This is a genomic window from Nostoc sp. (assembly GCF_036918015.1).
Lineage (GTDB): Bacteria > Cyanobacteriota > Cyanobacteriia > Cyanobacteriales > Nostocaceae > Nostoc.
Genome location: NZ_JBALEO010000073.1, coordinates 52879 through 75657, shown reverse-complemented (window position 1 = coordinate 75657; position 22779 = coordinate 52879). Strand labels below are relative to the sequence as shown.

Annotated in this window: 20 protein-coding genes; 9 read left to right on the top strand and 11 right to left on the bottom strand. The window is 42.9% G+C overall.

Annotated elements, in window-relative coordinates:
• Nucleotides 1–166: 166 nt before the first annotated feature.
• The 5 genes from fbp (at nt 167) to V7K61_RS19475 (ending at nt 6376) form a co-directional block, all read left to right on the top strand.
• Nucleotides 167–1216, top strand: coding sequence for a class 1 fructose-bisphosphatase (gene fbp / locus V7K61_RS19495; RefSeq protein WP_094347243.1), 1050 nt, complete (start codon nt 167–169; stop codon nt 1214–1216).
• Nucleotides 1217–1515: 299 nt separating this feature from the next.
• Nucleotides 1516–2661: a transaldolase gene (tal, locus tag V7K61_RS19490; RefSeq protein ID WP_335055720.1), complete on the top strand. Its 1146-nt coding sequence runs from the start codon at nt 1516–1518 to the stop codon at nt 2659–2661.
• Between the two features lie 141 nt (nt 2662–2802).
• A complete protein-coding gene (zwf, locus tag V7K61_RS19485) occupies nt 2803–4332 on the top strand; it encodes a glucose-6-phosphate dehydrogenase (RefSeq protein WP_335055718.1) in 1530 nt (509 codons plus the stop codon).
• Between the two features lie 176 nt (nt 4333–4508).
• Nucleotides 4509–5885, top strand: coding sequence for a glucose-6-phosphate dehydrogenase assembly protein OpcA (opcA, locus tag V7K61_RS19480; RefSeq protein ID WP_335055716.1), 1377 nt, complete (start codon nt 4509–4511; stop codon nt 5883–5885).
• Between the two features lie 242 nt (nt 5886–6127).
• Nucleotides 6128–6376: a hypothetical protein gene (locus V7K61_RS19475; protein ID WP_335055714.1), complete on the top strand. Its 249-nt coding sequence runs from the start codon at nt 6128–6130 to the stop codon at nt 6374–6376.
• Nucleotides 6377–6449: 73 nt separating this feature from the next.
• On the opposite strand, the gene V7K61_RS19470 is transcribed toward V7K61_RS19475, so the two are convergent.
• Nucleotides 6450–7085, bottom strand: coding sequence for a glutathione S-transferase family protein (locus tag V7K61_RS19470; RefSeq protein WP_442936339.1), 636 nt, complete (start codon nt 7083–7085; stop codon nt 6450–6452).
• A gap of 238 nt (nt 7086–7323) precedes the next feature.
• Between V7K61_RS19470 and V7K61_RS19465 the strand changes: the two genes are divergently transcribed.
• Nucleotides 7324–8778, top strand: a complete 1455-nt coding sequence (locus tag V7K61_RS19465) for a cobyrinate a,c-diamide synthase (protein ID WP_335055710.1) — start codon at nt 7324–7326, stop codon at nt 8776–8778.
• Nucleotides 8779–9180: 402 nt separating this feature from the next.
• Nucleotides 9181–9672 (top strand): peptide-methionine (S)-S-oxide reductase MsrA, encoded by a 492-nt coding sequence (gene msrA / locus V7K61_RS19460; protein WP_335055708.1) that lies wholly within the window; start codon nt 9181–9183, stop codon nt 9670–9672.
• Between the two features lie 165 nt (nt 9673–9837).
• Here msrA and V7K61_RS19455 read toward each other — a convergent pair whose 3' ends face one another.
• Nucleotides 9838–10182 (bottom strand): hypothetical protein, encoded by a 345-nt coding sequence (locus V7K61_RS19455; RefSeq protein ID WP_335055706.1) that lies wholly within the window; start codon nt 10180–10182, stop codon nt 9838–9840.
• A 233-nt stretch (nt 10183–10415) separates the two neighbouring features.
• On the opposite strand from V7K61_RS19455, the gene V7K61_RS19450 reads away from it, so the two are divergent.
• The gene (locus tag V7K61_RS19450; protein WP_335055704.1) at nt 10416–10907 is read left to right on the top strand and encodes a GNAT family N-acetyltransferase; all 492 of its coding nucleotides are present in this window, start codon (nt 10416–10418) and stop codon (nt 10905–10907) included.
• A 350-nt stretch (nt 10908–11257) separates the two neighbouring features.
• Here V7K61_RS19450 and V7K61_RS19445 read toward each other — a convergent pair whose 3' ends face one another.
• The 9 genes from V7K61_RS19445 to V7K61_RS19405 all read right to left on the bottom strand — a co-directional run bounded on the left by V7K61_RS19445 (nt 11258) and on the right by V7K61_RS19405 (nt 20552).
• Nucleotides 11258–11680, bottom strand: coding sequence for a tellurite resistance TerB family protein (locus V7K61_RS19445; protein WP_334841380.1), 423 nt, complete (start codon nt 11678–11680; stop codon nt 11258–11260).
• Between the two features lie 57 nt (nt 11681–11737).
• Nucleotides 11738–13195 carry a 16S rRNA (cytosine(967)-C(5))-methyltransferase gene (locus V7K61_RS19440; protein WP_335055703.1) on the bottom strand — a complete coding sequence of 486 codons (1458 nt, stop codon included), beginning with the start codon at nt 13193–13195 and terminating at the stop codon, nt 11738–11740.
• 97 nt (nt 13196–13292) lie between these two features.
• Entirely contained in the window at nt 13293–14744 is a 1452-nt protein-coding gene (locus tag V7K61_RS19435; protein ID WP_335055927.1) for a glycoside hydrolase 100 family protein, read from the bottom strand.
• A gap of 665 nt (nt 14745–15409) precedes the next feature.
• Nucleotides 15410–16048 (bottom strand): Uma2 family endonuclease, encoded by a 639-nt coding sequence (locus V7K61_RS19430; protein ID WP_335055702.1) that lies wholly within the window; start codon nt 16046–16048, stop codon nt 15410–15412.
• 57 nt (nt 16049–16105) lie between these two features.
• A complete protein-coding gene (locus V7K61_RS19425) occupies nt 16106–17845 on the bottom strand; it encodes a DnaJ domain-containing protein (RefSeq protein WP_335055700.1) in 1740 nt (579 codons plus the stop codon).
• Nucleotides 17846–17978: 133 nt separating this feature from the next.
• Nucleotides 17979–18638, bottom strand: coding sequence for a PspA/IM30 family protein (locus tag V7K61_RS19420; protein ID WP_335055698.1), 660 nt, complete (start codon nt 18636–18638; stop codon nt 17979–17981).
• 95 nt (nt 18639–18733) lie between these two features.
• Nucleotides 18734–19597 (bottom strand): alpha/beta fold hydrolase, encoded by an 864-nt coding sequence (locus V7K61_RS19415; protein ID WP_335055696.1) that lies wholly within the window; start codon nt 19595–19597, stop codon nt 18734–18736.
• Between the two features lie 454 nt (nt 19598–20051).
• Nucleotides 20052–20312 carry a type II toxin-antitoxin system VapC family toxin gene (locus V7K61_RS19410; RefSeq protein WP_335055694.1) on the bottom strand — a complete coding sequence of 87 codons (261 nt, stop codon included), beginning with the start codon at nt 20310–20312 and terminating at the stop codon, nt 20052–20054.
• A gap of 6 nt (nt 20313–20318) precedes the next feature.
• The gene (locus V7K61_RS19405; protein ID WP_335055692.1) at nt 20319–20552 is read right to left on the bottom strand and encodes a hypothetical protein; all 234 of its coding nucleotides are present in this window, start codon (nt 20550–20552) and stop codon (nt 20319–20321) included.
• A gap of 404 nt (nt 20553–20956) precedes the next feature.
• Here V7K61_RS19405 and V7K61_RS19400 point away from each other — a divergent pair, with 404 nt between their 5' ends.
• Nucleotides 20957–22642 carry a SulP family inorganic anion transporter gene (locus V7K61_RS19400; RefSeq protein WP_335055690.1) on the top strand — a complete coding sequence of 562 codons (1686 nt, stop codon included), beginning with the start codon at nt 20957–20959 and terminating at the stop codon, nt 22640–22642.
• Nucleotides 22643–22779: the final 137 nt, after the last annotated feature.

Sequence of the window (22779 nt, the reverse complement as noted above, 5' to 3'; positions counted from 1 at the left end):
AGTAGCTAGGCTCTGGATGTAGGGGTAACAGAAGATTCATTTCTTTAGTTTATCTAAAGTCGCATCTAAGTTATCAAATTACCTTTCTAAGATAGAAGCAGCAACTATAAGTTGCTATAGATGACTAAAACCCAATTAACAGCTAGTGGCTGCGGAGAACATAAAAATGACTAAAGCGCCGGAATCTTTAGACTTATCTGCCTACGATGCTACAGACAGAGCCTTAGATCGTGACTGTACAACCTTATCCCGTCACGTCCTGCAACAACTTCAGAGTTTTTCGCCAGATGCACAGGATTTAAGTGCGCTGATGAATCGCATCGCCCTGGCCGGAAAACTGGTTGCTCGTCGCATGAGTCGCGCTGGTTTAATGGAAGGTGTTCTGGGATTTACTGGGGAAGTTAATGTCCAAGGCGAATCCGTTAAAAAGATGGATGTCTATGCCAATGATGTATTTATCTCAGTGTTTAAGCAAAGCGGCTTAGTCTGTCGCCTCGCTTCTGAGGAAATGGAAAATCCTTACTACATCCCGGAAAATTGCCCCATTGGGCGCTATACCTTGCTATATGACCCAATTGATGGCTCATCCAATACTGATAATAATCTCAGCTTGGGTTCCATTTTCGCCATTCGCCAACAAGAAGGAACTGATAGCGATGGTAAGGCAACTGACCTGCTCACCAACGGACGTAAGCAACTCGCTGCCGGATACATCCTATATGGGCCCTGCACAATGCTGGTTTATACTATAGGTAAGGGGGTTCATTCCTTTGTTCTTGACCCCAGCTTAGGAGAGTTTATTCTCACAGAAGAAAATATCCGCATTCCTAACCACGGGTCTGTTTACAGCGTGAACGAGGGTAACTTTTGGCAGTGGGAAGAATCAATCCGAGAATACATTCGCTACGTTCACCGCACAGAAGGCTACAGCGCTCGTTATAGCGGCGCAATGGTGAGCGACATCCATCGAATTTTGGTTCAAGGCGGCGTGTTTCTCTACCCAGGCACAATTCAAAACCCAGAAGGGAAATTACGCTTGCTTTATGAAACGGCTCCTCTCGCCTTTTTGATTGAGCAAGCAGGCGGCCGTGCTACTACAGGACTGGTAAATATCTTGGATGTGGTGCCAAAAAAACTGCATCAACGCACACCTTTAATTATTGGTAGCAAAGAGGATGTAGCAAAGGTGGAGTCTTTTATTCAAAACGGACACTAGAAGACAATTCGTAATTCGTAATTCGTAATTACTGTTACGTAAGGGTTTTAGACGTTTTATAAAGGTGACTTATTTCCTCTGTGCCGTACTCTCATCTGCCATTAATTAAACGTTAATCATGGTGACTTAGGATTGGGAATGCAAAATAGCGCTTTTTGAAGATCAATTAAGGATTATCTCAGCTGGCCGATGCAATAAGTAACTGGCAACGCCACAATTCAAAAGTAACCATCAATATTTGATGCGTTTTGCCAAATTTACTTAGAAGCATCACTATACAGGAGTGAAATAAACTAGCTATGTCTACCAATCATCTACTAGAAATTAACCAATACGGTCAAAGTATCTGGATGGATAATTTGACTCGTGACATCATTCAATCAGGTGAACTTAAAGACCAGGTGGAAAATCAAGGAATTTCTGGGATTACCTCTAACCCAGCGATCTTTGAAAAAGCGATCGCTGGTAACGTTATTTATGATGCCGATATCGAAGCCGGAGTTCGGGCTGGCTTACCCATAGACAAAATTTACGAATCCCTCGTTTTTGCAGATATCCGTAATGCCTGTGATATTTTACGCCCTGTTTATGAAGCCTCCAATAGACTAGATGGTTATGTGAGTATTGAAGTACCGCCAACCATTGCCCATGATACTGAAGCAACCATAACCGAAGCCCGCCGCTATTTCCAAGAAATTGGTCGGGAAAATCTGATGATTAAAATTCCTGGTACAGAACCTGGTTTGCCAGCAGTGGAACAGGTAATAGCCGAAGGGATGAATGTTAATATTACGCTGCTGTTTTCTGTAGAAAGCTATATAAACACAGCAATGGCTTATATTCGGGGCTTAGAAAAACGGCTGGCTGAAGGTAAGGACATTAGTAAAATTGCTTCAGTCGCTAGTTTCTTCCTCAGCCGGATCGATAGCAACATTGATGGCAAGATTGATGCTAAGTTGAAAAAAGGCGTTGATGATATTGCTGTGGAAGCAAAGCTAAGAGCTGTAAAAGGGAAAGTAGCGATCGCTAACGCTAAGATTGCGTACCAGGAATACAAGAAAATCATTAGAAGCGAGCGTTGGCAAGATTTGGCAGCAAAAGGGGCCACAGTACAACGGCTACTTTGGGCTAGCACCAGCACCAAAGACCCCAACTACAGAGATGTGATGTATATCGAAGAGTTGATTGGCCGTGATACCGTCAACACCGTACCACCAGCGACAATTAAAGCTTGTGCCGATCATTGTAACGTAGGCGATCGCTTAGAAACAGATGTAGACAAAGCTTACACGCTGATCGAAAACCTCAAAGATCCCGACATCAACATCGATCTCGATAACGTCATGGATGAACTGTTAGTCGATGGTATTGACAAGTTTATCCAGCCCTTCCAGTCCTTGATGAACTCTTTAGAAGACAAGATCAAGGTATTGTCACCAGTGTAGGGACTGGGGATTGGGAATTTTGGATTTTGGATTTGCAATTTTGGATTGGACTTCAATCTAAAATCCAAAATCTAAAATCTAAAATCGTTTCCCATCCCTAATCCCCAATCCAAAACCCAAAATCCAAAACCCAAAATTGTTATGGTTAGTCTGCTAGAAAATCCCTTGCGCGTTGGTCTGCAACAACAAGGGATGCCCGAACCCCAGATTATAGTCATTTTTGGCGCTTCTGGCGATCTCACCTGGCGCAAACTAGTGCCAGCACTTTACAAATTGCGGCGAGAACGGCGTATTCCCCCAGAAACGACCATTGTCGGTGTAGCACGTCGAGAATGGAGCCATGAGTACTTCCGCGAACAAATGCAAAAGGGCATGGAAGAGGCACATTCTGATGTCGATTTAGGGGAACTATGGCAAGATTTCTCTCAAGGTCTGTTCTACAGTCCTGGGGATATAGACAACCCCGAAGGCTACCAGAAACTAAAAAACTTATTGAGTGAATTAGACGAAAAACGGGGCACGCGAGGGAATCGAATGTTCTACCTCTCGGTTGCCCCCTCATTCTTTCCTGAAGCTATTAAGCAGCTAGGAAGCGCCGGGATGCTAGAAGATCCCTACAAACATCGTCTAGTAGTTGAAAAACCCTTTGGTCGAGACTTGGCTTCTGCCCAAAGTCTTAACCAAGTGGTACAGAAATATTGTAAAGAAAACCAAGTATACCGCATTGACCACTACTTGGGTAAAGAAACAGTCCAGAATTTGCTGGTGTTTCGCTTTGCCAATGCAATTTTTGAACCGTTGTGGAATCGTCAATTTGTTGACCACGTGCAAATTACCGTGGCAGAAACCGTGGGAGTGGAAGACCGGGCTGGTTACTATGAAAGTGCCGGCGCACTACGGGATATGTTGCAAAACCATTTAATGCAACTTTACTGTCTAACGGCGATGGAAGCACCCAACGCAATGGATGCCGACAGCATCCGCACAGAAAAAGTGAAGGTACTCCAAGCTACTCGTTTAGCTGATGTTCACAATCTGTCGCGGTCAGCAGTTCGCGGTCAGTATAGTGCTGGCTGGATGAAGGGCCAAGCAGTGCCAGGGTATCGGACAGAACCAGGCGTTGCTCCCAACTCCACCACACCGACCTACGTCGCCATGAAGTTTTTGGTAGATAACTGGCGCTGGAAAGGTGTTCCTTTCTACTTGCGTACCGGGAAGCGGATGCCGAAAAAAGTCAGTGAGATTTCCATCCACTTCCGCGAAGTTCCATCTCGGATGTTCCAATCTGCCGCCCAACAAACAAACGCCAACATTTTGACGATGCGGATTCAGCCGAATGAAGGTATTTCCCTGCGTTTTGATGTGAAAATGCCGGGGGCAGAATTCCGTACCCGTTCCGTTGACATGGACTTTAGTTATGGTTCCTTTGGCATCCAAGCCACATCTGATGCCTACGATCGCTTATTCCTTGATTGTATGATGGGCGATCAAACATTGTTCACCCGCGCGGATGAAGTAGAAGCCGCTTGGCAGGTAGTAACGCCAGCCCTTTCCGTTTGGGATGCACCCGCCGACGCCAATACTATTCCCCAATATGAAGCTGGAACCTGGGAACCAACAGAAGCAGAATTCTTAATTAACCAAGATGGCCGTCGCTGGCGCAGACTGTAGAAAGTTAGGAGTGATGAGTTAATAGTTAGGAGTAATAAATTATGAGTTTTTGAGTTAATAATTTCAGTTATTCTAACTCCTAACTCCTAACTCCCAACTCCTAACTCCTAACTCCCAACTTCTCACTTCTAACTCCTAACTGATTCACCAAACAAAGCTGACAACTCAAAACTACTATGGCTCCCCAAGCTTCTACAATTTATTCACTTCAGGCGCCAAAAGATATTTCGCTTAACGAAATAGAAGCGGAACTTCATCAAATTTGGCAAAGTTACGGCATTACTGGCGAGGACGGTGGGCTTCCTGCTGCTACTCGCGCCACAACATTTACCTTAGTGGTTTACGAACCCGAAGAAACCCAATATCTTTTGGCTACTTTGGGATTTTACAACGGCCCGCTTGACGGGATTTTAGGGCCTCAGATGGTAGCTGCCTTGCGGCAAGTGCAGAGAAAATATGCACTACCAGATACTGGAACCGCAACACCTCAAACTCTGGCTATCTTGAGAGAAGAATTCATCAAACGTCAAGGAAACGGTGCTGCGGGAGACAATGCTTCTATTGAACTTCCCAGCTTAAATGCCCCAAGCCCTAGAATTGCTGATGAAATCGCCCTCCGCAACCCTTGCCGCATCATCGCGCTATTTCCCATTACTGGCGAAGATGAAGGGGTCAAAGCTCAGGTTTCTGCCTATTGCCCCATCCAAAAGCAATCTTCAAGTACACTAATTTGCTGCGAATACATCACTCTCAGTGGTACTGCTGCTGCCCTAGAACGCATCGGTGGTATGATTCCAGCATTGTTGATTGGCGGTTTACCAAAGTTTCTCTGGTGGAAAGCAACACCAGACCCCAATAACAGTCTATTCAAGCGGTTGGCAGCCGTCTGCAATAATGTGATTGTGGATTCTTGCCGCTTTAACGAGCCAGAAAGTGACTTACTCCGCCTGCAAGAATTGGTGGACAGTGGTGTTCCCCTAGCTGACCTCAACTGGCGTCGTCTCTCAGCATGGCAGGAATTGACAGCTGAAGCTTACGACTCACCTCACCGTCGGGCTGCCCTGCGGGAAGTTGACCGAGTAACTATTGATTACGAAAAAGGCAATCCCGGACAAGCATTGCTGTTTTTGGGTTGGTTGGCAAGTCGTCTAGCATGGCAGCCAGTTTCGTATAAAAAGGAAACCGGAGATTATGACATCACTCGCATTCATTTTATTGCCCAAGACCAACGGGAAATAGAAACCGAATTAGCGGGCGTTCCCCTTGCTGATGTGGGTGATATTGCTGGCGACTTGATTGCTTTGCGCCTCAGTTCGACCAATCCGAAGGCAGACTGTGGTACGGTAATTTGCTCGGAAACTGGTGGTTGTATGCGGATGGAAACCCACGGTGGTGCCCAATCTGCCGGTCTGTTTCAACAGGTGACTTCACTTTCAGAACAAAAGGCGGAAGCTTTGCTGAGTCAGCAGGTACAACGCTGGGGTCGTGAGTCACTTTTTGAAGAAAGTCTGGGAGTGACAGCGAATATTTTCAAGTTGACAACAAATGGTTAGTTGCGCCTGGAAACAATAAAGTTACCAAAATTGCGAAAATCAAACACAAACTCTTCAGATTTTTGGATATTTCAATAATCTGGAGGGTTTTTCTATTTTCCTTGGAGGCAAGAGACGCGATGAATCGCCGTCTCTACAAGAATCAATCCTTTGTATATAGCGGTTCTCGGTTGAGTGAGGTACAAGAACCCCACCCCCAACCCCCTCCCCGCAAGCAAGGAGGCGGCTAAGATGTACCTTGTATGATTAGGAAACGCTATATACGGCGATTTATCACGTCTTTGGCGATCAATAATTTTCATCAAAAAATCTTAACCGAACCGTATTGCATTGGCATAGCAAGTCGATGCATTGGCATAACAGGTCGATGTATTAACATAGCAAGTCGATGTATTGGCATAACAGGTCGATGTATTAACATAGCAAGTCGATGCATTGGCATAGCAGGTCGATGCATTGGCATTACAGGTCAAGATGTGGGACAGCTATAGAAGACTTTTGTGTACACCGTAGCCTTGCTTGAGAGAGGGATTTAGGGTGAGGGTTTCGATTCATGCAAGAAATCTATTGAAAGGATACCTCGTATTTACCTCCACGCTCCAGGGCGCGTTTATAAGCAGGTCGTCCATGAATGCGCTCGACAAATTCTTTCAGTTTTGGTCGGTTGTTGATCTCTTCGGGAAGCGCAGCCACCACTTCTAGAGGAAAGCTCATTTGGATATCGGCAGCGGTAAATTCATTGCCCGCAAACCACGTATTTTTACGGAGTTCGCTTTCTATGTAGTCAAAGTGAAGTTTAATTTGGGGCGCAACGAATCCGCTAACCACGCTGCCGTCGCCTGCTCCGAAATTGTTCAATATCACCCGCATTACCAGTGGTAGCATTGCAGAGCCTTCGGCGTAATGCAGCCAATACTTGTAGCGCAGATACTCTGGCGTACCGGATGCTGGGACTAACCGACCATTACCATAGCGCTCGATTAGGTATTCGATAATTGCACCCGACTCAGCGATCGCCAAGTCTGCATCTGTGATTACTGGTGACTTGCCGAGGGGATGAACTTGTCGCAGCGACTCCGGTGCCATCATCGTCTTGGCATCGCGTTCATAGAATTTGATCTCGTATTCGATACCTAATTCTTCAAGCAGCCACAGCACACGCTGCGATCGCGAGTTGTTAAGATGATGCACTACTATCATAAAACGTTCCTCTTGTGGTAGCTGATTATTATCCGATCTCACCTAATCTCCAACTGTATTATTAAACAGATGTTTCCAGCCTAACTCCCCTAATTGGGTGGTTTTCTTGTTTCTAATTGGTATAAGTTTGAGTTAGTCGGTTTGAGAAACTGGTGCATCTGCTTTTGCAAAAAGTAACGATAGACACACAGACAAGAATCGAAATAGTTGCTGCATAAAAACCTAATTTGTTTCATTTATGGCTTTAGTCATTGCCGGGGAACGTAGTGGGGTGGGTAAGACAACAGTCACGCTCACCCTTTTAGCATCTTTACGCCGTCGCGATCGCTTGGTGCAATCTTTTAAGGTGGGGCCAGATTACATCGATCCGATGTTTCATCGACACGTAACTGGTCGCGCTTGTCGCAATTTAGACCCCGTATTGACTTCTGAAGCCTACGTTCAGCAATGTTTTGCCCGTCATAGTCAACTGAGTGAATATGCCCTAGTAGAAGGGGTGATGGGGTTGTTTGATGGTGTTTCGTCATTGGTCATTAGTCATTCGTCATTTGCAAAGGACAAAGGACAAAGGACTAATGACAAAGGACTAATGACTAATGACAAAGGACAAATTACTGATTTTGCAAGTACGGCACACATTGCGCGGCTGTTAGATTTGCCTGTGGTGTTGGTGATTGATTGCAGTCGTTTATCTGGTTCTGTAGCTGCGATCGCTCACGGCTATCGATCTTTTGATCCCCGGATTAAAATAGCTGGGGTAATATTAAATCGCGTCGGCAGCGATCGCCATCTCTCTCTTCTCAAAGATTCTCTAGAACCCTTACAATTACCTATTCTTGGCGTACTGCGCCGTCAAGATAATATCACAATTCCCGATCGCCACTTGGGTTTAGTACCCACAGCCGAACTTCCCGAACTCAATGCTTTAATCGATCGCCTCGCGGATTTAGGAGATACTTGCTTCGATTGGCAACGCTTATTACCTCTGTTAAAATCAGAAAGCCTTTCTCCCTCTGCTTCACCCTCCTTATCTCCCTCATTCCCAGTTAGGATTGCAGTAGCCCGCGATCGCGCTTTTAATTTTTACTACCAAGACAATCTCGATTTGCTGCAACAGCTTGGTGCAGAATTGGTTTTCTGGAGTCCTTTAGAAGATGCTGACATACCAAAAGATATCCAGGGAATGTATTTTGGCGGTGGTTTCCCGGAAGTTTTTGCCCAGCAACTCGCAGAAAATTCTAACGTTCGTGATGCAGTGAAAACGGCAATACTTAAAGGAATGCCTACGGTTGCCGAATGCGGAGGATTGATGTATTTGTGTGAGCAAATTATCGATTTTGAAGGTAAATCTTGGTCGATGGCGGGAGTGCTACCAACATCTGCTGTGATGGGTGGACGTTTAACTTTGGGCTATCGTCGTGCAGTCGCTTTGCAAGATAATTTGTTAGTTAAGGCAAATACAACTGTTTACGGACATGAGTTTCATCGTTCCCATTTAACCTTAACTCCCACTCAGCCCCTATTTGAAACCTCTCGCTACGATTGCGAAGAAAATATGGGACGCGAAGGATGGGGTTTACCTGCAAATATTCATGCTTCTTATGTTCATCTGCATTGGGGAGAAAGTAGAGAAATTCCCCAGCAGTTTCTTAAACAATGTCTAAAAGTAGCATCTTCAGCAACGTGGATTTAAGCCAATACAGTTGAGATAACCCCAAAACCCTCATGTAGAGACGCGATTTCTCGAACAGAATTCAGGAGTCAGGAGTCAGGAGTCAGAATGAATTTTGACCGAAAAAGCGGATAAGCTAATCAGTATTCAGTTGCATAATCAAGGCGGGCAAGATGCGCACCCCACAAGATATTGAGAAAATTTTCATCTGCAAATTAGATGTGTTTTAGCTTGGTGTTACATCTTGATTCTGACTCCTGAATTCTTCTTCAACGTATCTTGATTTATCGCGGAGCATAGGGACTGGAGTTTAGACTAAGTAGCAAAAAACGAAGATTCAGATTTAGAAAATATTTTATTTTCAATTACCTGTCTGATTTGATGAGTTTCATTTAAAATAATCGCAAAAGAGTTGTCAAAAATATGCAAAACGCTAATCTAGAAAAAGCGACATTTGGAGCAGGCTGTTTCTGGGGAGTTGAAGCAGCATTTCGTCAAGTAAAGGGAGTAAATTCTACAGCAGTTGGTTACAGTGGCGGGCACTTTGGGAATCCAACCTATGAAGATGTCTGTAGAGGCAAAACTGGACATGCTGAGGCAGTGGAAGTGGAATACGATCCAGCAATAGTATCTTATGATGAACTGCTAAATGTGTTTTGGAATAAGCACAATCCCACAGAATCAAACCACCAGAGGCCAGATGTTGGTTATCAATATCGGTCAGTAATATTTTTCCACACTCCAGAGCAGGAATTATTAGCAAGAGCCTCCAAGGAGCAGCTTGAAAATAGTTCTCGTGATCACAAAAATCCAATTGTGACGGAGATTGTACCTGCATCGCAATTCTACAGAGCAGAAGAGTATCATCAGCAATATCTGGAGAAGCATGGACGAGCGTCTTACAGGATAGGCTAATCTTTCACTGGATTGAGGAGATGTTAAAAGTCGAATGTTGTAAATCCCTTTACTTGCTATACATCTCAGGGAACTTTGCTTGAAGTTTAGCCCAGGGCGGCAAGTCTTCAGTATCACATAGCGATCGCTTCTACACGGATGTGCTATGAACTGAAGCGCTTTTAATTATTTAATTCGCTGCCAGAAAACACTGATAAATAACACTGCAAACACTGAATGTACAATGATTACAAGTGTATTAATCATGCTGTCAACAAAACTGTAAATTTGGGCGATCGCTACCAGACTATGAAAAATAGACAAAGTGATTAATCCCGGTTTTAGTTCTTTTTTATCAGTCAAATCCAGCATTAAAAAACTCAAAGTCCCCAAAGATAAAGCACCGCATCCAATTACCCGCAGTAAAGAAATAGACAGTTGGCTATCCAGGGTAAGCAAAGTTGGAAACAAGAGAAATACGCAACCAATTCCTATTTCAAAAACAGTATTGGCTATTAATAGCATTCGCATTTAGGAAAACGCACTTCAGACTCGCACACACTTTAACATAACTTTATACGCAAGACTCACATACAGGCGATGCGCCTGCTGTCATTGTTAGAGGAGAGCGATTGCACTTGGGCAATTCAACGACGTTTGACAGCAGATTGTAACTTTTCCTGATGGCGAGAGGTTATTGGTCAATAACGAGAAGAAGTATACTTTTAGCAGAAGTTACAGGGTGAGCGGTTGGGAGTATGTCAATGCACTTTTGCTTTGAACCGATGAATGCGGCTGAGGCAGAAAAACTTACTCGCTGGCATTATCAGCCACCTTACCAAATGTATAACATTACATCTAATGAAACACTAATTAGGTCGTTTGTAGACCCTGAAAACGCTTACTATAGCATTCTCGACAATGGGGAACTGGTTGGTTTTTGCTGCTTTGGTAAGGAGGCTCAAGTCCCAGGAGGTAATTATGGAAAGGACTCACTCGACATTGGTTTGGGAGTGCGCCCCGACCTCACGAGTCAGGGAAGGGGACAGATGTATATTGCAGATGTCCTCAATTTTGCACGTTCAAAGTTTAATCCCATCCTCTTTCGCATTACAGTGGCAGCATTTAATGAACGTGCGCTCAAAGCATGGAAAAAAGCCGGATTCCAACCGGTACAGTTATTTCAAGCACTAGACAATAAGGAACTATTTATTATACTGGTGCGGCATATTTCAGTAGATCGAAAACTTTGGTAAGTTAACGGAAGAATAAGGATTTTAGCCGATGGTTTGGGACTAACACAAGCGTTAATTTGCGATCGCCTACGGCGGGCGGGTACGCCATCGCAGCAGAGTTAATTGACAACAGAATTACTCGAACAGCAGATTATAAGATTTTTGTATTATTATTTGGAGCAAATATACTACAGAATTGTCAAAGACCGCGCACGCTTTGAGGCTGACAAGATAATATTTTTAATCTCTAATTCCATTTGATTTGCGTTCTCTCATATCGCTTTTAGTCTAAACTCCAGTAGGGACGAAGAGACATAAAAAGGCAGTGAGATAATTCACCGCCTCCTCTTGGATCAACTTATAACTCCATGTTAGTTTTGGACTTCAACCCAACGGCGGTAAAGCTTTTGAATTTGTTTGAGAAGCGTAGTGTGAGCTGGTTGAGTTGACTCATTCGGCTTCACTATATCCTGCAATTCTGTCAGGAGTCTGGCTTCTTCAACGGCAACTTCACCATCGCTATAAATTAAGCCACTGATGGCTTCAATCAGATTTTCGCAATCTTCAAGACTGGGGCGATCGCCTAGATACTCCCGCACCCAGTCGTAGCACTCTTTTGGCTGCACAGGAACTAATTCGTACAGCCAAGGCTTAATTTCTGGGTCGTTAGCCAAACCTTTTGCTTGAGCTATTTCGCGGAGATATTGCCGTTCTTCTGGCTGGATTCTGCCATCGATCCAGGCGGCTCCAATCAGGATTTTAACTAAATTTTTTACATTGGAAGGGGAAACCATTGCTGCCTCCTCTGGTAGATTCAGGCCTCCACCAAATCGTACAATCCTAAACAGTATTCACTCGGAATTATTGGTTTTTCTTAAGCGCACCATAAAAAAACCATCCATGTCCTGTCGATGGGGCCAAAGTTTAAACCAACCTTGAGGTGTCCTCTCAGTAGAATCAGGTAACTCCACGCCACTGGGAAACTCAATTTGCCACTGAGGTGACTCCGCTAAAAACGCCGAAATTACTTGTTCGTTTTCCGCTGGATGCAATGTACAGGTGGCATAAACTAATACACCACCCGGTTTGACAAAAGTTGATGTATGTGTCAACAATTCTCGTTGCAGTACCGAAAGTTCTCGGACGGATTCTGGTGTCTGTCGCCAACGCGCATCAGCATGACGGTGCATGGTTCCCAAACCAGAACATGGAGCATCGAGTAATACGCGGTCTGCGGTGTTTTGAAATTGCTTGAAGTGGCGACTGTCGCCAGTGTAAATTTGAATAGATTGTAAATTTAGCCGTTGAGAATTTTCTTGGAGTTTGCGAAGACGAGAAGGAGTGCGATCGCAAGCCCAAATTTTACCCTCATCTGCCATTAATTCAGCAATGTGGGTTGTTTTCCCCCCTGGTGCTGCACAGGCATCAATTATCACCTCACCTGGTTGGGGGTCGAGCAAATGACCTACCAATTGAGCGCTAGCATCTTGTACAGTCCACCAACCTTCTTTAAAACCCGGTAGTTTTTGAATTGATCCAGTATTACCAATAAATCGTAAAGCTTGGGGTAAATGAGGAATCCGTCTCACCAAAACACCAGCAGATTGCAAAGCCGCCTCAACTTCCTCAATTGAAGTGCGAAGTGGGTTGATGCGTAAGTCAATTGTTGGTGATTGGTTCATCCATTTACACAGTTGTTCTGTGTCGGCCAAACCCAGTTGTTCTAACCAAACTTGAATAATCCAGTCAGGAAAACTGTGTAAAATCCCCAAGCGTTCCACAGGGTTTTCTGGAAGTTCTAACGGATCAAAATCGGGAACAAGGGATTGGGAACTGGGAATTGAGGACTGGGGAAGTAACAAAGAATCTTTCTCCTCTGCCCCTCTGCCCCCCTGCCCCTCTGCCCCCCTGCCCCTCTGCCCCCCTGCTTGTCTTAAATACTGGCGTAATAGACCGTTAACAAAACCCGTGAGTCCAGAAAAACCGTTTTCTTTAGCGAGTTGGACTGTGGTATTAACAGCAGCTGAGGCGGGAATACGCTCTTGATAACGCAGTTGGTAAAAGCCCAGATGTAAGATGGTGCGGAGGTCTTGCGGTTGTTGATGAGATTTCTTTTTAGCGAGTTGATCGATGAGAGTATCAAGAGTGCGCTGCCTTCTGACACTCCCATAAACCAATTCTGTCACTAAGCGGCGATCGCAATCAGGCAAATTAAATTTTTGCAGTACTCTATCTAGGGCAACATCAGCATAAGCCCCCTTATGAACATCTCGCAGGGCGATAAAAGCTAGTTGACGGGGGTTTGTCATGAAAACACGATTCAGTAGTCAAGAGGCTTTTGTATTCTAACTCCCAACTCCTAACTCCTAACTCCTAACTCCTAACTCCTAACTCCTAACTTTTCTATCAAGACATATATGGGTCTACACTGGCAATTTCAAACTCACACGCTCTAGAAACCTGTTCTGCTGGTAATTTTCCAAAGCTGATTAATGGTAAATAAGTGGGGTTTGCCATCAGTTCTTTTGCTAATAAGAACCCAGTAATTGTCCAAGTTTGATATTTCCTAGCTTGTTTCCCAATCAGTCGCCCTTTCTTACCGTCGTAATACTCTGGCCATTCATCTGTACTGAGGCGTCCTTGGGCAGTTTCAATCGCCTTTTGTGCAAGACTTGTTCTATTAGTTTTCACAGCCGCCGCCGCCAACATCCACATTAAAACTGGCCAACTACCAGCATTATGATACGACCAAGGTATATTTTTGGGGTCACATCCAGTTACAATTCTGTATTCTTCATGTTCCAAAGCTGGGAAACAAATTTTCATTGGCATATCTCCCACCAAATCATCCCATCGTTCCTCAATGAGAGTCATAATCGCTTGTGACTGTTCTTCGGTGGCTAAGTCTGAAATTATTGCCATTAAGTTTCCGAGTGAAAAGAAGCGAGTATCTAGCTGCGAGGGGCCAACATTTCCTGCTAGATAACCACCTTTTTTTGGCAGCCACTTATCTAATTCATAATAGGGGACAGAATCTACATATATGTTGAACAGATTAACAGCAGCTTTGCCATATTCTTCACTTTTGAAGCGATAAATTGCATTCAGACGATTAATATCTATCCAATAATGTTGGCGAATATGAGCGCATAAAAGAGGCAATCGGTTATCAATGGCTTCAACAATATCAGAATTACCTTTACAAATTAGCAGTTCACGAGATGCACGCAATGCCGTGTAAAAGAGGACTTGTAATTCTAAAGGATGCCCATAAATGCCCATACGACGGTCAATCATACAAGCGCCATCTGGAACCAATAGCGTTGGGTACATATCAAAACGATTCGCCAAGCAGATTTCCATGATTAACCTGATCCCATTTTGGAATTCAGGTTGATAGGCGAGAGAAAAATCTTCTGTGGCAACTACATAAGCACGCAATAAAATAATCCACCATAGGCAAGAATCTACAGGTGTAACTCTAGCGATCGCATGTTCACCAAAGTCTGCTTCTAAATATTCTTGTCCATTTTCTGATACTACTTTAAAGCTAGCTGGGATTAATCCTCTTCCTGGCTTATAGGCATCTAATGCCTTTTCTTTTGGCTGTAACTTTAAGGTTTCTTCTAAGAAATTACGAACAATATCGGTTCTACCTTTAATCAGAAAAATTAGAGCAGAAGAAACAAAATCCCGGACAAAGCACTGATCGTAATTGAGCGCTTCTACAGAGGCATCATAAGCCGCTACTGTCCCAACAGGGCGACCTTGATAATAGAGAATTGATTTTTCTAGTGCTAGCCATGCTTCTTCCACTTCTTTTAGATTTTCAGTAGTTTCCAATTCGTTTAGGTGCATTGACAGAATAACTCCATAAGGATTGTGAATTTGTGGTAGATGTGTCTTCATTTATTATTTTTGCTATTCTCAGCATAACAAAAACGATTCTTTGAATAGCAAAGATAATTGTGCAAAAAAATAATCAACTAACAAGAAATAAATTTGCTGACATTTATGCAACTTTATTGTTAGTTAATTGCTTGTAATCTATTACTATTTTGGTGAATTATAATTGTTGTTCTCCACCGCAAGTAGTAACATGATCCCTAAAAACAGTCACCTAAGATATACTTTTAGATTATTTATTGTTCCCTTGTCTGTCCAGAATCTTTGCTTTACCAAACAAAAACATATCTTCAGTGCTGTTTAGGGTTTGTGTGAAGTTAAAACTGGTTGCAGTATATTTACTTGAACAGGATTAGTTTTTGACACTAAGAAGTCAGATTATTCCCCTATTATCTAATAATTTATAACGTTTTTTCTGAATATGCAAGATGAAAGCTATAAATTTTAATATGTCAATACTTCTCAAGGGTTAAATATCTTACCCTACTGATAGATGAAACGGGACATTTATGGGAGTAAAGCCAAAAATAATAAAGAGTACTGAGTCGAAATACCGCCCATAAGGTACAGAGAATATACAAAGTATATAGGTACTGAGATTAGCAAAGTGATGTTCATTACTGTTCTCCCGAAGCAGCCTTAAACACTTGTTCAGCAGTTAGATTTAGCTCTGTTAAAGTTGGTGATTGAATTTGGTCATTACCACAAAACTGAGTTACTTGGTACTCACCTTCCACTAATCTGTAAACAGATATTGTCGGTTGTTTCAGATTGCCAATAAACCGTTTTCCACCAAGAGCAGCATAGTCAACAATCCAATATTCTAAAATACCAATTTCCTCTCTTCGAGACGCTACGCGAACATATTCCGCGAATTTTAGAAAGTAATCATCTCGCCAATTTGTACTCACAACTTCTATTACCAATGGAATTGATGCGGCTTGAGTAACTGTTGATGATTTTTTCCAAAGTGGTTCATTAATTAAGTTAGGGAGATTCAATACCAGCACATCTGGAATATAACCAGATTTTTTATCAACAGATTTGATTAATGCTTGAGCAGGAATCGAATAAGCTAGGTTAAACCTGCGAATCTCAAAATTGAGTTCTCTAATTAGAAATGCTCTGACTAACTCATGTTCCCCAGTCGGCTGCATTTCAACTATTACTCCTTTATGCAATTCATATCTGCCATTCTCCGGTTTCCATTCGACAAATTCTTCAAAATTTATCGCTTCTACTAAATGTTGAAACATAACACTATTTCCTCAAATATTATTCATATTTTGACTGGCATCGATAAACTGCTAACTTTATATTACCTGCTGCTGGAATTCTTTATAAGCTTGATTAATTGCTTGCATTGAAGCTTTTGCGATCGCAGAACTATTAACATCAGGATGATACAATCTTGCTAATCGGCGGTATGCAATTTTAACAACATTGGGGCGATCGCTCTGATTTACGCCCAAGACTTCCCACCATTCCCCAGATAATCCAGAATCGAGAGTAAATTCATTCCAAATCTTGATGCTTCCGCCATTACCGCCACTTACCAGCGTTTTACCATCAGGGCTGAAAACAACAGGATTACACCCAGAAAGATTTTGTAGTATTTCCCCAGTTTGGAGGTTCCAAAGTTTGATTGTACCGTCTCGGCTGGCACTGGCAAGGGTTTTTCCATCAGGGCTAATGGCAACAGACAAAACCGCCGTTGAGTGTCCAGTCAAAGTGGAAAGTAATTCTCCAGTTGGGAGATTCCACAGTTTAATTGTGGCGTCTGTGCTACCACTAATAAGAGTTTGATTGTTAAAACTGATAGCAACTGTATTCACTGCTGCCAAATGTTCACTGAGAATATAGCGTTGTTCCCAAGTTTTGACATCCCAAAGCCTAATAGTTTTATCGGCACTACCACTTGCAAGAATTTTACCATCGGGACTGATGGTGACAGACAAAATTGCCTCTGAGTGTCCATTCAAGGTGCGTTTTAAAGTTCCCGTGGAGCGTCCCCAAATTCTAATCGTCTTATCGGCAGCACCACTAGCAAGAATTGTTCCATCAGGACTGTAGACTACTGAGTTAACAAAACCATTATGACTATAAGCAGAGTTTAAATAAAAGAATGTGCGGAGAAATTTTTTTGTGTCTATCTGCCAACTGCTGATTTTGCGATCGACACTACCACTTGCAATCTGCTGTCCATCAGGGCTGATAGCAACAGATAAAACTGCCTCTGCTTGTCCAGAGAATGTGTAAAGCCATTTTCCGGTTTTCAAATTCCACAAATTAACTTGTCTGTCATTACTGCCACTGATTAAGGTAGTACCATCAGGACTGATTGCGATCGCATTAACTGCCGCTAGGTGACTCTTGAGTGTGCGTACACATTTCCAAGTTTCAGGTAGCTGGGTTGTCAGAGATATTTTTTCTGCTTCAATATTGGGAGTAGAAGGTTTAGGCGTAGCAAATTCTGATTTTTTCTTGAATTTAGCTTTAAGCGCTTGTAACTCATCCTCGATTTCCAAAACAGCAAATTTTTGGTTGAGATCGTCACCAGATAAAAATGCATCTAATTCCATCACTGCTTCGGAATAGTAGCCCATCTGTAAAACTTTCTCTTCCATCCGCTCAAAAAGCTGTGCTGGAGTTTCGCTAATTCCCGATTCGTTTAACAGTTTGGCAATACCATAGGCGGCGAGTCCCACTACTGCACCAATTCCTGCCATCGGTACTGCACCAATGCCAAATGCTAGCCCTACTTTCGGTGCGACTAAACCCATACCACCGACGATGCTATAAACACCAGCACCACCGACTGCACCAATTCCCATTGTAGCGATCGCAGCTGCATCTCCCTCTGCTACGGCTTTAAAAGCGCCATAAGCAGCTGCACCAGCCACTGCCCCAGCACCGACTACAGGAGTCGCACCAATGCCGACTGCACCAAATCCGCCTGCTAGCCCCATCCCGCCTACCGTTGCGGAAACACCAACACCTGTTATGGTTCCGCCTGCAATAAATGCTGCGCCTGTTTTATAATTCTGTGTCATTGCCTAATGTTTTCTTGAAATTTTCTAGAGTCATCAGATTTTGTCTGAGCAAAGCTACTGTTGCTTGCTGTTGTTGAAGCTGAGTTAGAAGAATAAGCACAATTTTATTTTGTATTTTTTTATTCACTACAGCTTAAAGGGCTAAATCATCATCATTGTTTCTCAAAGCTGTCTGAGATGTTTCGTTCCAGTATTTAGCTTCTTTCTGGGCGTTTTCAAAATCTTTTTCAATACTTTCTTGATTAGTAACAGCACTGTTCACAGCTTCTTGTGTCTCATGAATAGCCTCTGCTAAAAGCACTTTGCTGTCGTTTTTAGCTTTAGTTTGCTCTTGAGGTTTAGATGGTAGCAATAATGCTTCTTTCATCTGCTGTAATTCATCATCAACCCATACATTAATATCTTCATGTTCAAACTTAATGAATGTCGGTGAAAACTCACTGTTACTAGGCTTGCTACTTAATACTTCATTCTCTGCTTCTGAAACCTTTTGCTCCCAAGATTTCAAACTACTTTTAATTGCGTCTACTTGTGGTTGTTGCTCCCCTACAAGTTTTTTTAGTCTACTAGTAATTGCTTGGTATCGTTCCTTTTGGAATTTTGCTTTACTAATTAAATCCTGATTACTTCCTTGCAAAGCAAGCTGATATTCTTGTTCCCATTTATCAGCTTCGGCTTGAGCTTTTGCATAGTCTCGTTGAGCAATTTCTTGGGCTACTCTGGAGTGGCTTGCTCCTTCGCGTAACTTTCGTAACGCATCCTGTGATAATTGATTTTGGTCGTAAAGTCCCATGAATTTATCTGAGTAGGCTTATTACCCAGAGCCTAGACTAATTAATACTGTTGCGTCCTCGTAAAAATTACTTAAGCCTTGACTTTTGCTTTTAACTATAACCCTTTGCTATGCAGCCAATTGATAAACAGGTCAGCGATCGCTAAGTTACCATGTTCAAGCATTTGCAAATGACCGTGGCCAGGGAGTCCAACTTCAGGAAGCCAAATAAAATCACCCCGCAAGTATTTTGCAGTTTCTGCATCTATCTCACGAGGATGGCGCGGGTCTTGGTCGCCCGTAATCACACAAATGGGAATACCATATAGTATCTGAGGGTCGCCAATATAAAGCCCTTGTCCTTCAACATTTCTGAGTTCATTGCTCATCCGCGCACTCTCAGCAATCAAACTACAAAAGTAATTCTCAAATACCTCTTGCGGAAAACTATCTGAGTTGGTGAAGTACTTTTTAGCATCTTCACGCGACTGGATACGTGGACGGTCTTCGGGAAAAGCCAAAGAAGAGTTTTTTGTGATAACTGGTAATAGATTGGCTGGTGGACTTGGTGCAATGCCTATAATAGCTTTAACAAGTTTGGGATGAGTTTGTGCCGTCTGCCAACCAACGATACCAGACATACTGTGGGTAAGAATCACAGCCGGGCCAATCTGTTGGAGTAGGGCGACTGTAGCATTGATTACCCGTTGATATGACATCATAGGGAAGTTTGGCACAAAGCCCGAGCGACCATGCCCTGGCCAGTCAACAATATAGGTTGGGTAGCCAAGTTCTGCCAGGTATGCTGCCCAACCTTGACGATTATCGGGTGTTTTGACAAAGCAAATACCTGTATGAAAAGCACCATGTAAAAGCACAATCGGAACTAAACTTTGGTCTTGACTTGGCCGGTAATATCGAACGTACATTTGGTACGGAATAGCACCAACAAAGAATTCTGTTTCAGTGTATGAATTCATTTTGAGAAAAGACTTAAAGCTTTACCGCAATGTTCGTTGTTCATTACGATTTTACGCATTCATTACCAAATAATCGAAACTAATCCTGATGCGATTATATTTGAATCACAGGTTAATATAGGATTACTATTTGATTTTTGAACAACACGTAAGGTGTGTTATCGCGAAGCGTAACGCACGATTTTCAAGGGTTTGGTGCGTTAGACTAAAGTCATAACGCACCCTACAAATACTTAATTTTTTTCAGAAATCAAACCGGATTCCTATAGTTGCACTTCATCACCTTTACTTGCTAAAACTAGCGCAGTTGCAGCAATTTGCCTATCGTGCATTTCATTAATAGCAGATAAGCTTATAGCAGTTCTCGGTTGAGTTAGGTACAAGAACCCCACCCCCAACCCCCTCCCCGCAAGCGAGGAGGGGGCTAAGATGTACCTCATGTGATTAGGAAACGCTATATGGTTTTTTCAATTACATCTTTGTCAAGTGGATAAATTACGACACGAGGATCAGATTCAACTACTGAAAGTAAATTCTTAGCAGAAGAAATAGATGTTCTTCCTCTCTCAACAATCCACACAGCTTCGGCTAATGTTGTAGCTGGTATAACTAACTGGGAATCAGGGTTAGAAAGAATAGCATTGGCATTCGCACCCAACCGCGAATTTCCTTCGAGAAACCAAATGAGAGCATGAGTATCAATCACATACTTCATAATTACCTATGACCAGTTTAAGCCGTCTTCAGTATCTCCATGAAATTCAGTAATTTGAAAATCTTTTTCTGTTGATTGTTGATGTCCAAAAAACATACCAAACCGCATTATCTGCTTTTTGATTTGAGATTTGTCGGGTTCTAAAAAAGTTACAATAACACGGCTTTCTGATACATCAGATGGTAATTCTGAAAGTTGTATATTACCGTTCTTGTACACTCCTTCAATCGATTGCAACATTAGTATTTACCAAATTTCTACTCATATAAATTATAAAGTTAATACTAAAAATATACCAATTTGCTTAAAAACATCAAATTTTTAGTTAGGCTGCACTGACGCTAGCTGCTACCGTGCCTTACTTCCCCATGTTCGAGCTTATCTGCCAAAACACGCAAAGCTATCAAACCAACCAGCAGTAGCTCTGCTAAGTAACTCTGTAGCGATCGCACACCATACAATACACACTATATACACCATGTCAAGCAAACCTGCACTTTTATTAATCAGCAAATAGGCAAACTTGAACCAAAACCCATACGCAATCGGGAAATTATCAACAACCCTGATGAAATCTACCGAAAAGATGGAATAACATTTGTGTGTGCTTCAACAAATTGTATACAAGAGTTGAAAATGACGATATGGCAACATCTAATATCCTCAAAGAACCATTGCTTTTGCGCTTGAGTCGCTTGTTTGGTGGACTGCGTGGCGATTTGACGGGAGGACTAACAGCAGCAGTGGTAGCATTGCCTTTGGCTTTAGCCTTTGCGGTGGCCAGTGGCGTGGAACCAAAGGCCGGACTTTACACCGCGATTGTGGCGGGAATTGTCGCCGCAATTTTTGGTGGTTCGTCAGTACAGATTACAGGGCCAACAGGCGCAATGGCTGTAGTTTTGGTGGGAATTGTCGCCAAGTACGGCCTTGAGAAAGTTTGGATTGCTGGGGTAATGGCTGGGATTATCCAGATTGCCTTGGGGGTTGCCAAACTGGGACAGTTAGTGAAGTTTATTCCCTATCCGGTGACGGCGGGTTTTACTAATGGTATTGCCGTCATTATTTTTTGTGGTCAGTTAAATAATTTCTTTGGTTTAAAATTACCACGTAGCGAACATTTTTTACCCGGACTTTGGCAAAGTCTAACTCATGTAGAAGCTCTAAATTGGGCAGCAGTTGCCTTAGCAGTTGTGGTGATTGCAACTAATGTTTTATGGCCCAGAATCAATACGACAATACCAGGTTCTTTAGTGGGACTAGTGTTAGCAACTGCGATCGCTTCTGCTTTTCATCTAAATGTACCAACAATTGGCACGATTCCTCAATCTTTACCGATGCCTCAAGGTATTCCCCACTGGAATGATTTTAGTGTGATTCGAGAACTAATTAACCCGGCTTTGGCTTTAGCGGCGCTGGGAAGTATTGAATCGTTGCTATCGGCAGTGGTGGCTGATGGGATGACTGTCAGCGAGAAACATAATAGCGATCGCGAATTAATTGGTCAAGGTTTGGCTAATATGATTGTGCCATTTTTTGGTGGCATTCCCGCCACAGGTGCGATCGCTCGGACTGCTGTGAATGTCCGTTCTGGCGGCAAAACCCGACTATCTGGGGTAATTCACGGACTTGCTTTAGCCATAATTGTTTTAACTTTAGCACCCCTAGCAGCACAGATTCCTTTAGCAGCACTTGCTGGCATTCTCATGGTGGTTAGCCTGCGGATGATTGAGTGGGAAGCCATTGGTTTATTAATGCGTGCTACCTACTCAGACTTTGCGGTGATGATTCTCACCTGGCTAGTGACAATCTTGTTTGACTTAGTTCTCGCTGTCGAAGTGGGATTAATTGCAGCCGGAGCCTTGTTCATCAAACGGATGAGCGATTTAAGTTTAGTTAAAATACCTGAAACCGAAGTATTTCCCCCTGGTACTCCTCTGGAATTAGGTAAGGAAATTGCCGTTTATCGGGTAGATGGCCCGGTATTTTTTGGTGCTGCTGAACGGTTTGCTACCTTCCTCCGCGATGAACCGGAAGTAAAGTATTTAATTCTGCGGTTGCGATTTGTACCAAATATGGACACAACTGGGTTAGTAGCTTTAGAAGATATTTATCACGACTTAGAACGGCACAATTGCCGCTTAATTCTCACAGGTTTACAACCCGAAGTCCAACAACTACTAGAACGTACAGGATTGTTAAATACAATTGGGTTATCAAATTGTTTTGAAACAACCACAGAGGCGATTTGCTCTATCTCTCCTCAGATTGCGTGTTCTCAACCCATAGCAGATGATTTGAAAACAAAAGAATTGATGGAATTAAATGACTGAAAATATTTTGCTAATTCAACCCCAAATAACTAAAGCGATGCTTTGTTTTCCCTAAAAGCAAGCCTAATCCCTCTTTTGTCACTCTGGGGAAATAAAAATTGAGCCTAAATGATGAAACCTAGATTTAGTGAGAAGAT

What these genes read in the sequence shown, in the direction of transcription:
- fbp (WP_094347243.1), top strand. Translation starts at nt 167, where the DNA reads ATGACTAAAGCGCCGGAATCTTTAGACTTATCTGCCTACGATGCTACA.
- V7K61_RS19445 (WP_334841380.1), bottom strand. Translation starts at nt 11,680, where the DNA reads ATGGTTTCCCCTTCCAATGTAAAAAATTTAGTTAAAATCCTGATTGGA.
- V7K61_RS19440 (WP_335055703.1), bottom strand. Translation starts at nt 13,195, where the DNA reads ATGACAAACCCCCGTCAACTAGCTTTTATCGCCCTGCGAGATGTTCAT.
- zwf (WP_335055718.1), top strand. Translation starts at nt 2,803, where the DNA reads ATGGTTAGTCTGCTAGAAAATCCCTTGCGCGTTGGTCTGCAACAACAA.
- V7K61_RS19430 (WP_335055702.1), bottom strand. Translation starts at nt 16,048, where the DNA reads ATGTTTCAACATTTAGTAGAAGCGATAAATTTTGAAGAATTTGTCGAA.
- tal (WP_335055720.1), top strand. Translation starts at nt 1,516, where the DNA reads ATGTCTACCAATCATCTACTAGAAATTAACCAATACGGTCAAAGTATC.
- V7K61_RS19455 (WP_335055706.1), bottom strand. Translation starts at nt 10,182, where the DNA reads ATGCGAATGCTATTAATAGCCAATACTGTTTTTGAAATAGGAATTGGT.
- V7K61_RS19410 (WP_335055694.1), bottom strand. Translation starts at nt 20,312, where the DNA reads ATGAAGTATGTGATTGATACTCATGCTCTCATTTGGTTTCTCGAAGGA.
- V7K61_RS19435 (WP_335055927.1), bottom strand. Translation starts at nt 14,744, where the DNA reads ATGCACCTAAACGAATTGGAAACTACTGAAAATCTAAAAGAAGTGGAA.
- msrA (WP_335055708.1), top strand. Translation starts at nt 9,181, where the DNA reads ATGCAAAACGCTAATCTAGAAAAAGCGACATTTGGAGCAGGCTGTTTC.
- V7K61_RS19400 (WP_335055690.1), top strand. Translation starts at nt 20,957, where the DNA reads ATGGCAACATCTAATATCCTCAAAGAACCATTGCTTTTGCGCTTGAGT.
- V7K61_RS19405 (WP_335055692.1), bottom strand. Translation starts at nt 20,552, where the DNA reads ATGTTGCAATCGATTGAAGGAGTGTACAAGAACGGTAATATACAACTT.
- opcA (WP_335055716.1), top strand. Translation starts at nt 4,509, where the DNA reads ATGGCTCCCCAAGCTTCTACAATTTATTCACTTCAGGCGCCAAAAGAT.
- V7K61_RS19450 (WP_335055704.1), top strand. Translation starts at nt 10,416, where the DNA reads ATGCACTTTTGCTTTGAACCGATGAATGCGGCTGAGGCAGAAAAACTT.
- V7K61_RS19425 (WP_335055700.1), bottom strand. Translation starts at nt 17,845, where the DNA reads ATGACACAGAATTATAAAACAGGCGCAGCATTTATTGCAGGCGGAACC.
- V7K61_RS19420 (WP_335055698.1), bottom strand. Translation starts at nt 18,638, where the DNA reads ATGGGACTTTACGACCAAAATCAATTATCACAGGATGCGTTACGAAAG.
- V7K61_RS19465 (WP_335055710.1), top strand. Translation starts at nt 7,324, where the DNA reads ATGGCTTTAGTCATTGCCGGGGAACGTAGTGGGGTGGGTAAGACAACA.
- V7K61_RS19470 (WP_442936339.1), bottom strand. Translation starts at nt 7,085, where the DNA reads ATGATAGTAGTGCATCATCTTAACAACTCGCGATCGCAGCGTGTGCTG.
- V7K61_RS19475 (WP_335055714.1), top strand. Translation starts at nt 6,128, where the DNA reads ATGATTAGGAAACGCTATATACGGCGATTTATCACGTCTTTGGCGATC.
- V7K61_RS19415 (WP_335055696.1), bottom strand. Translation starts at nt 19,597, where the DNA reads ATGAATTCATACACTGAAACAGAATTCTTTGTTGGTGCTATTCCGTAC.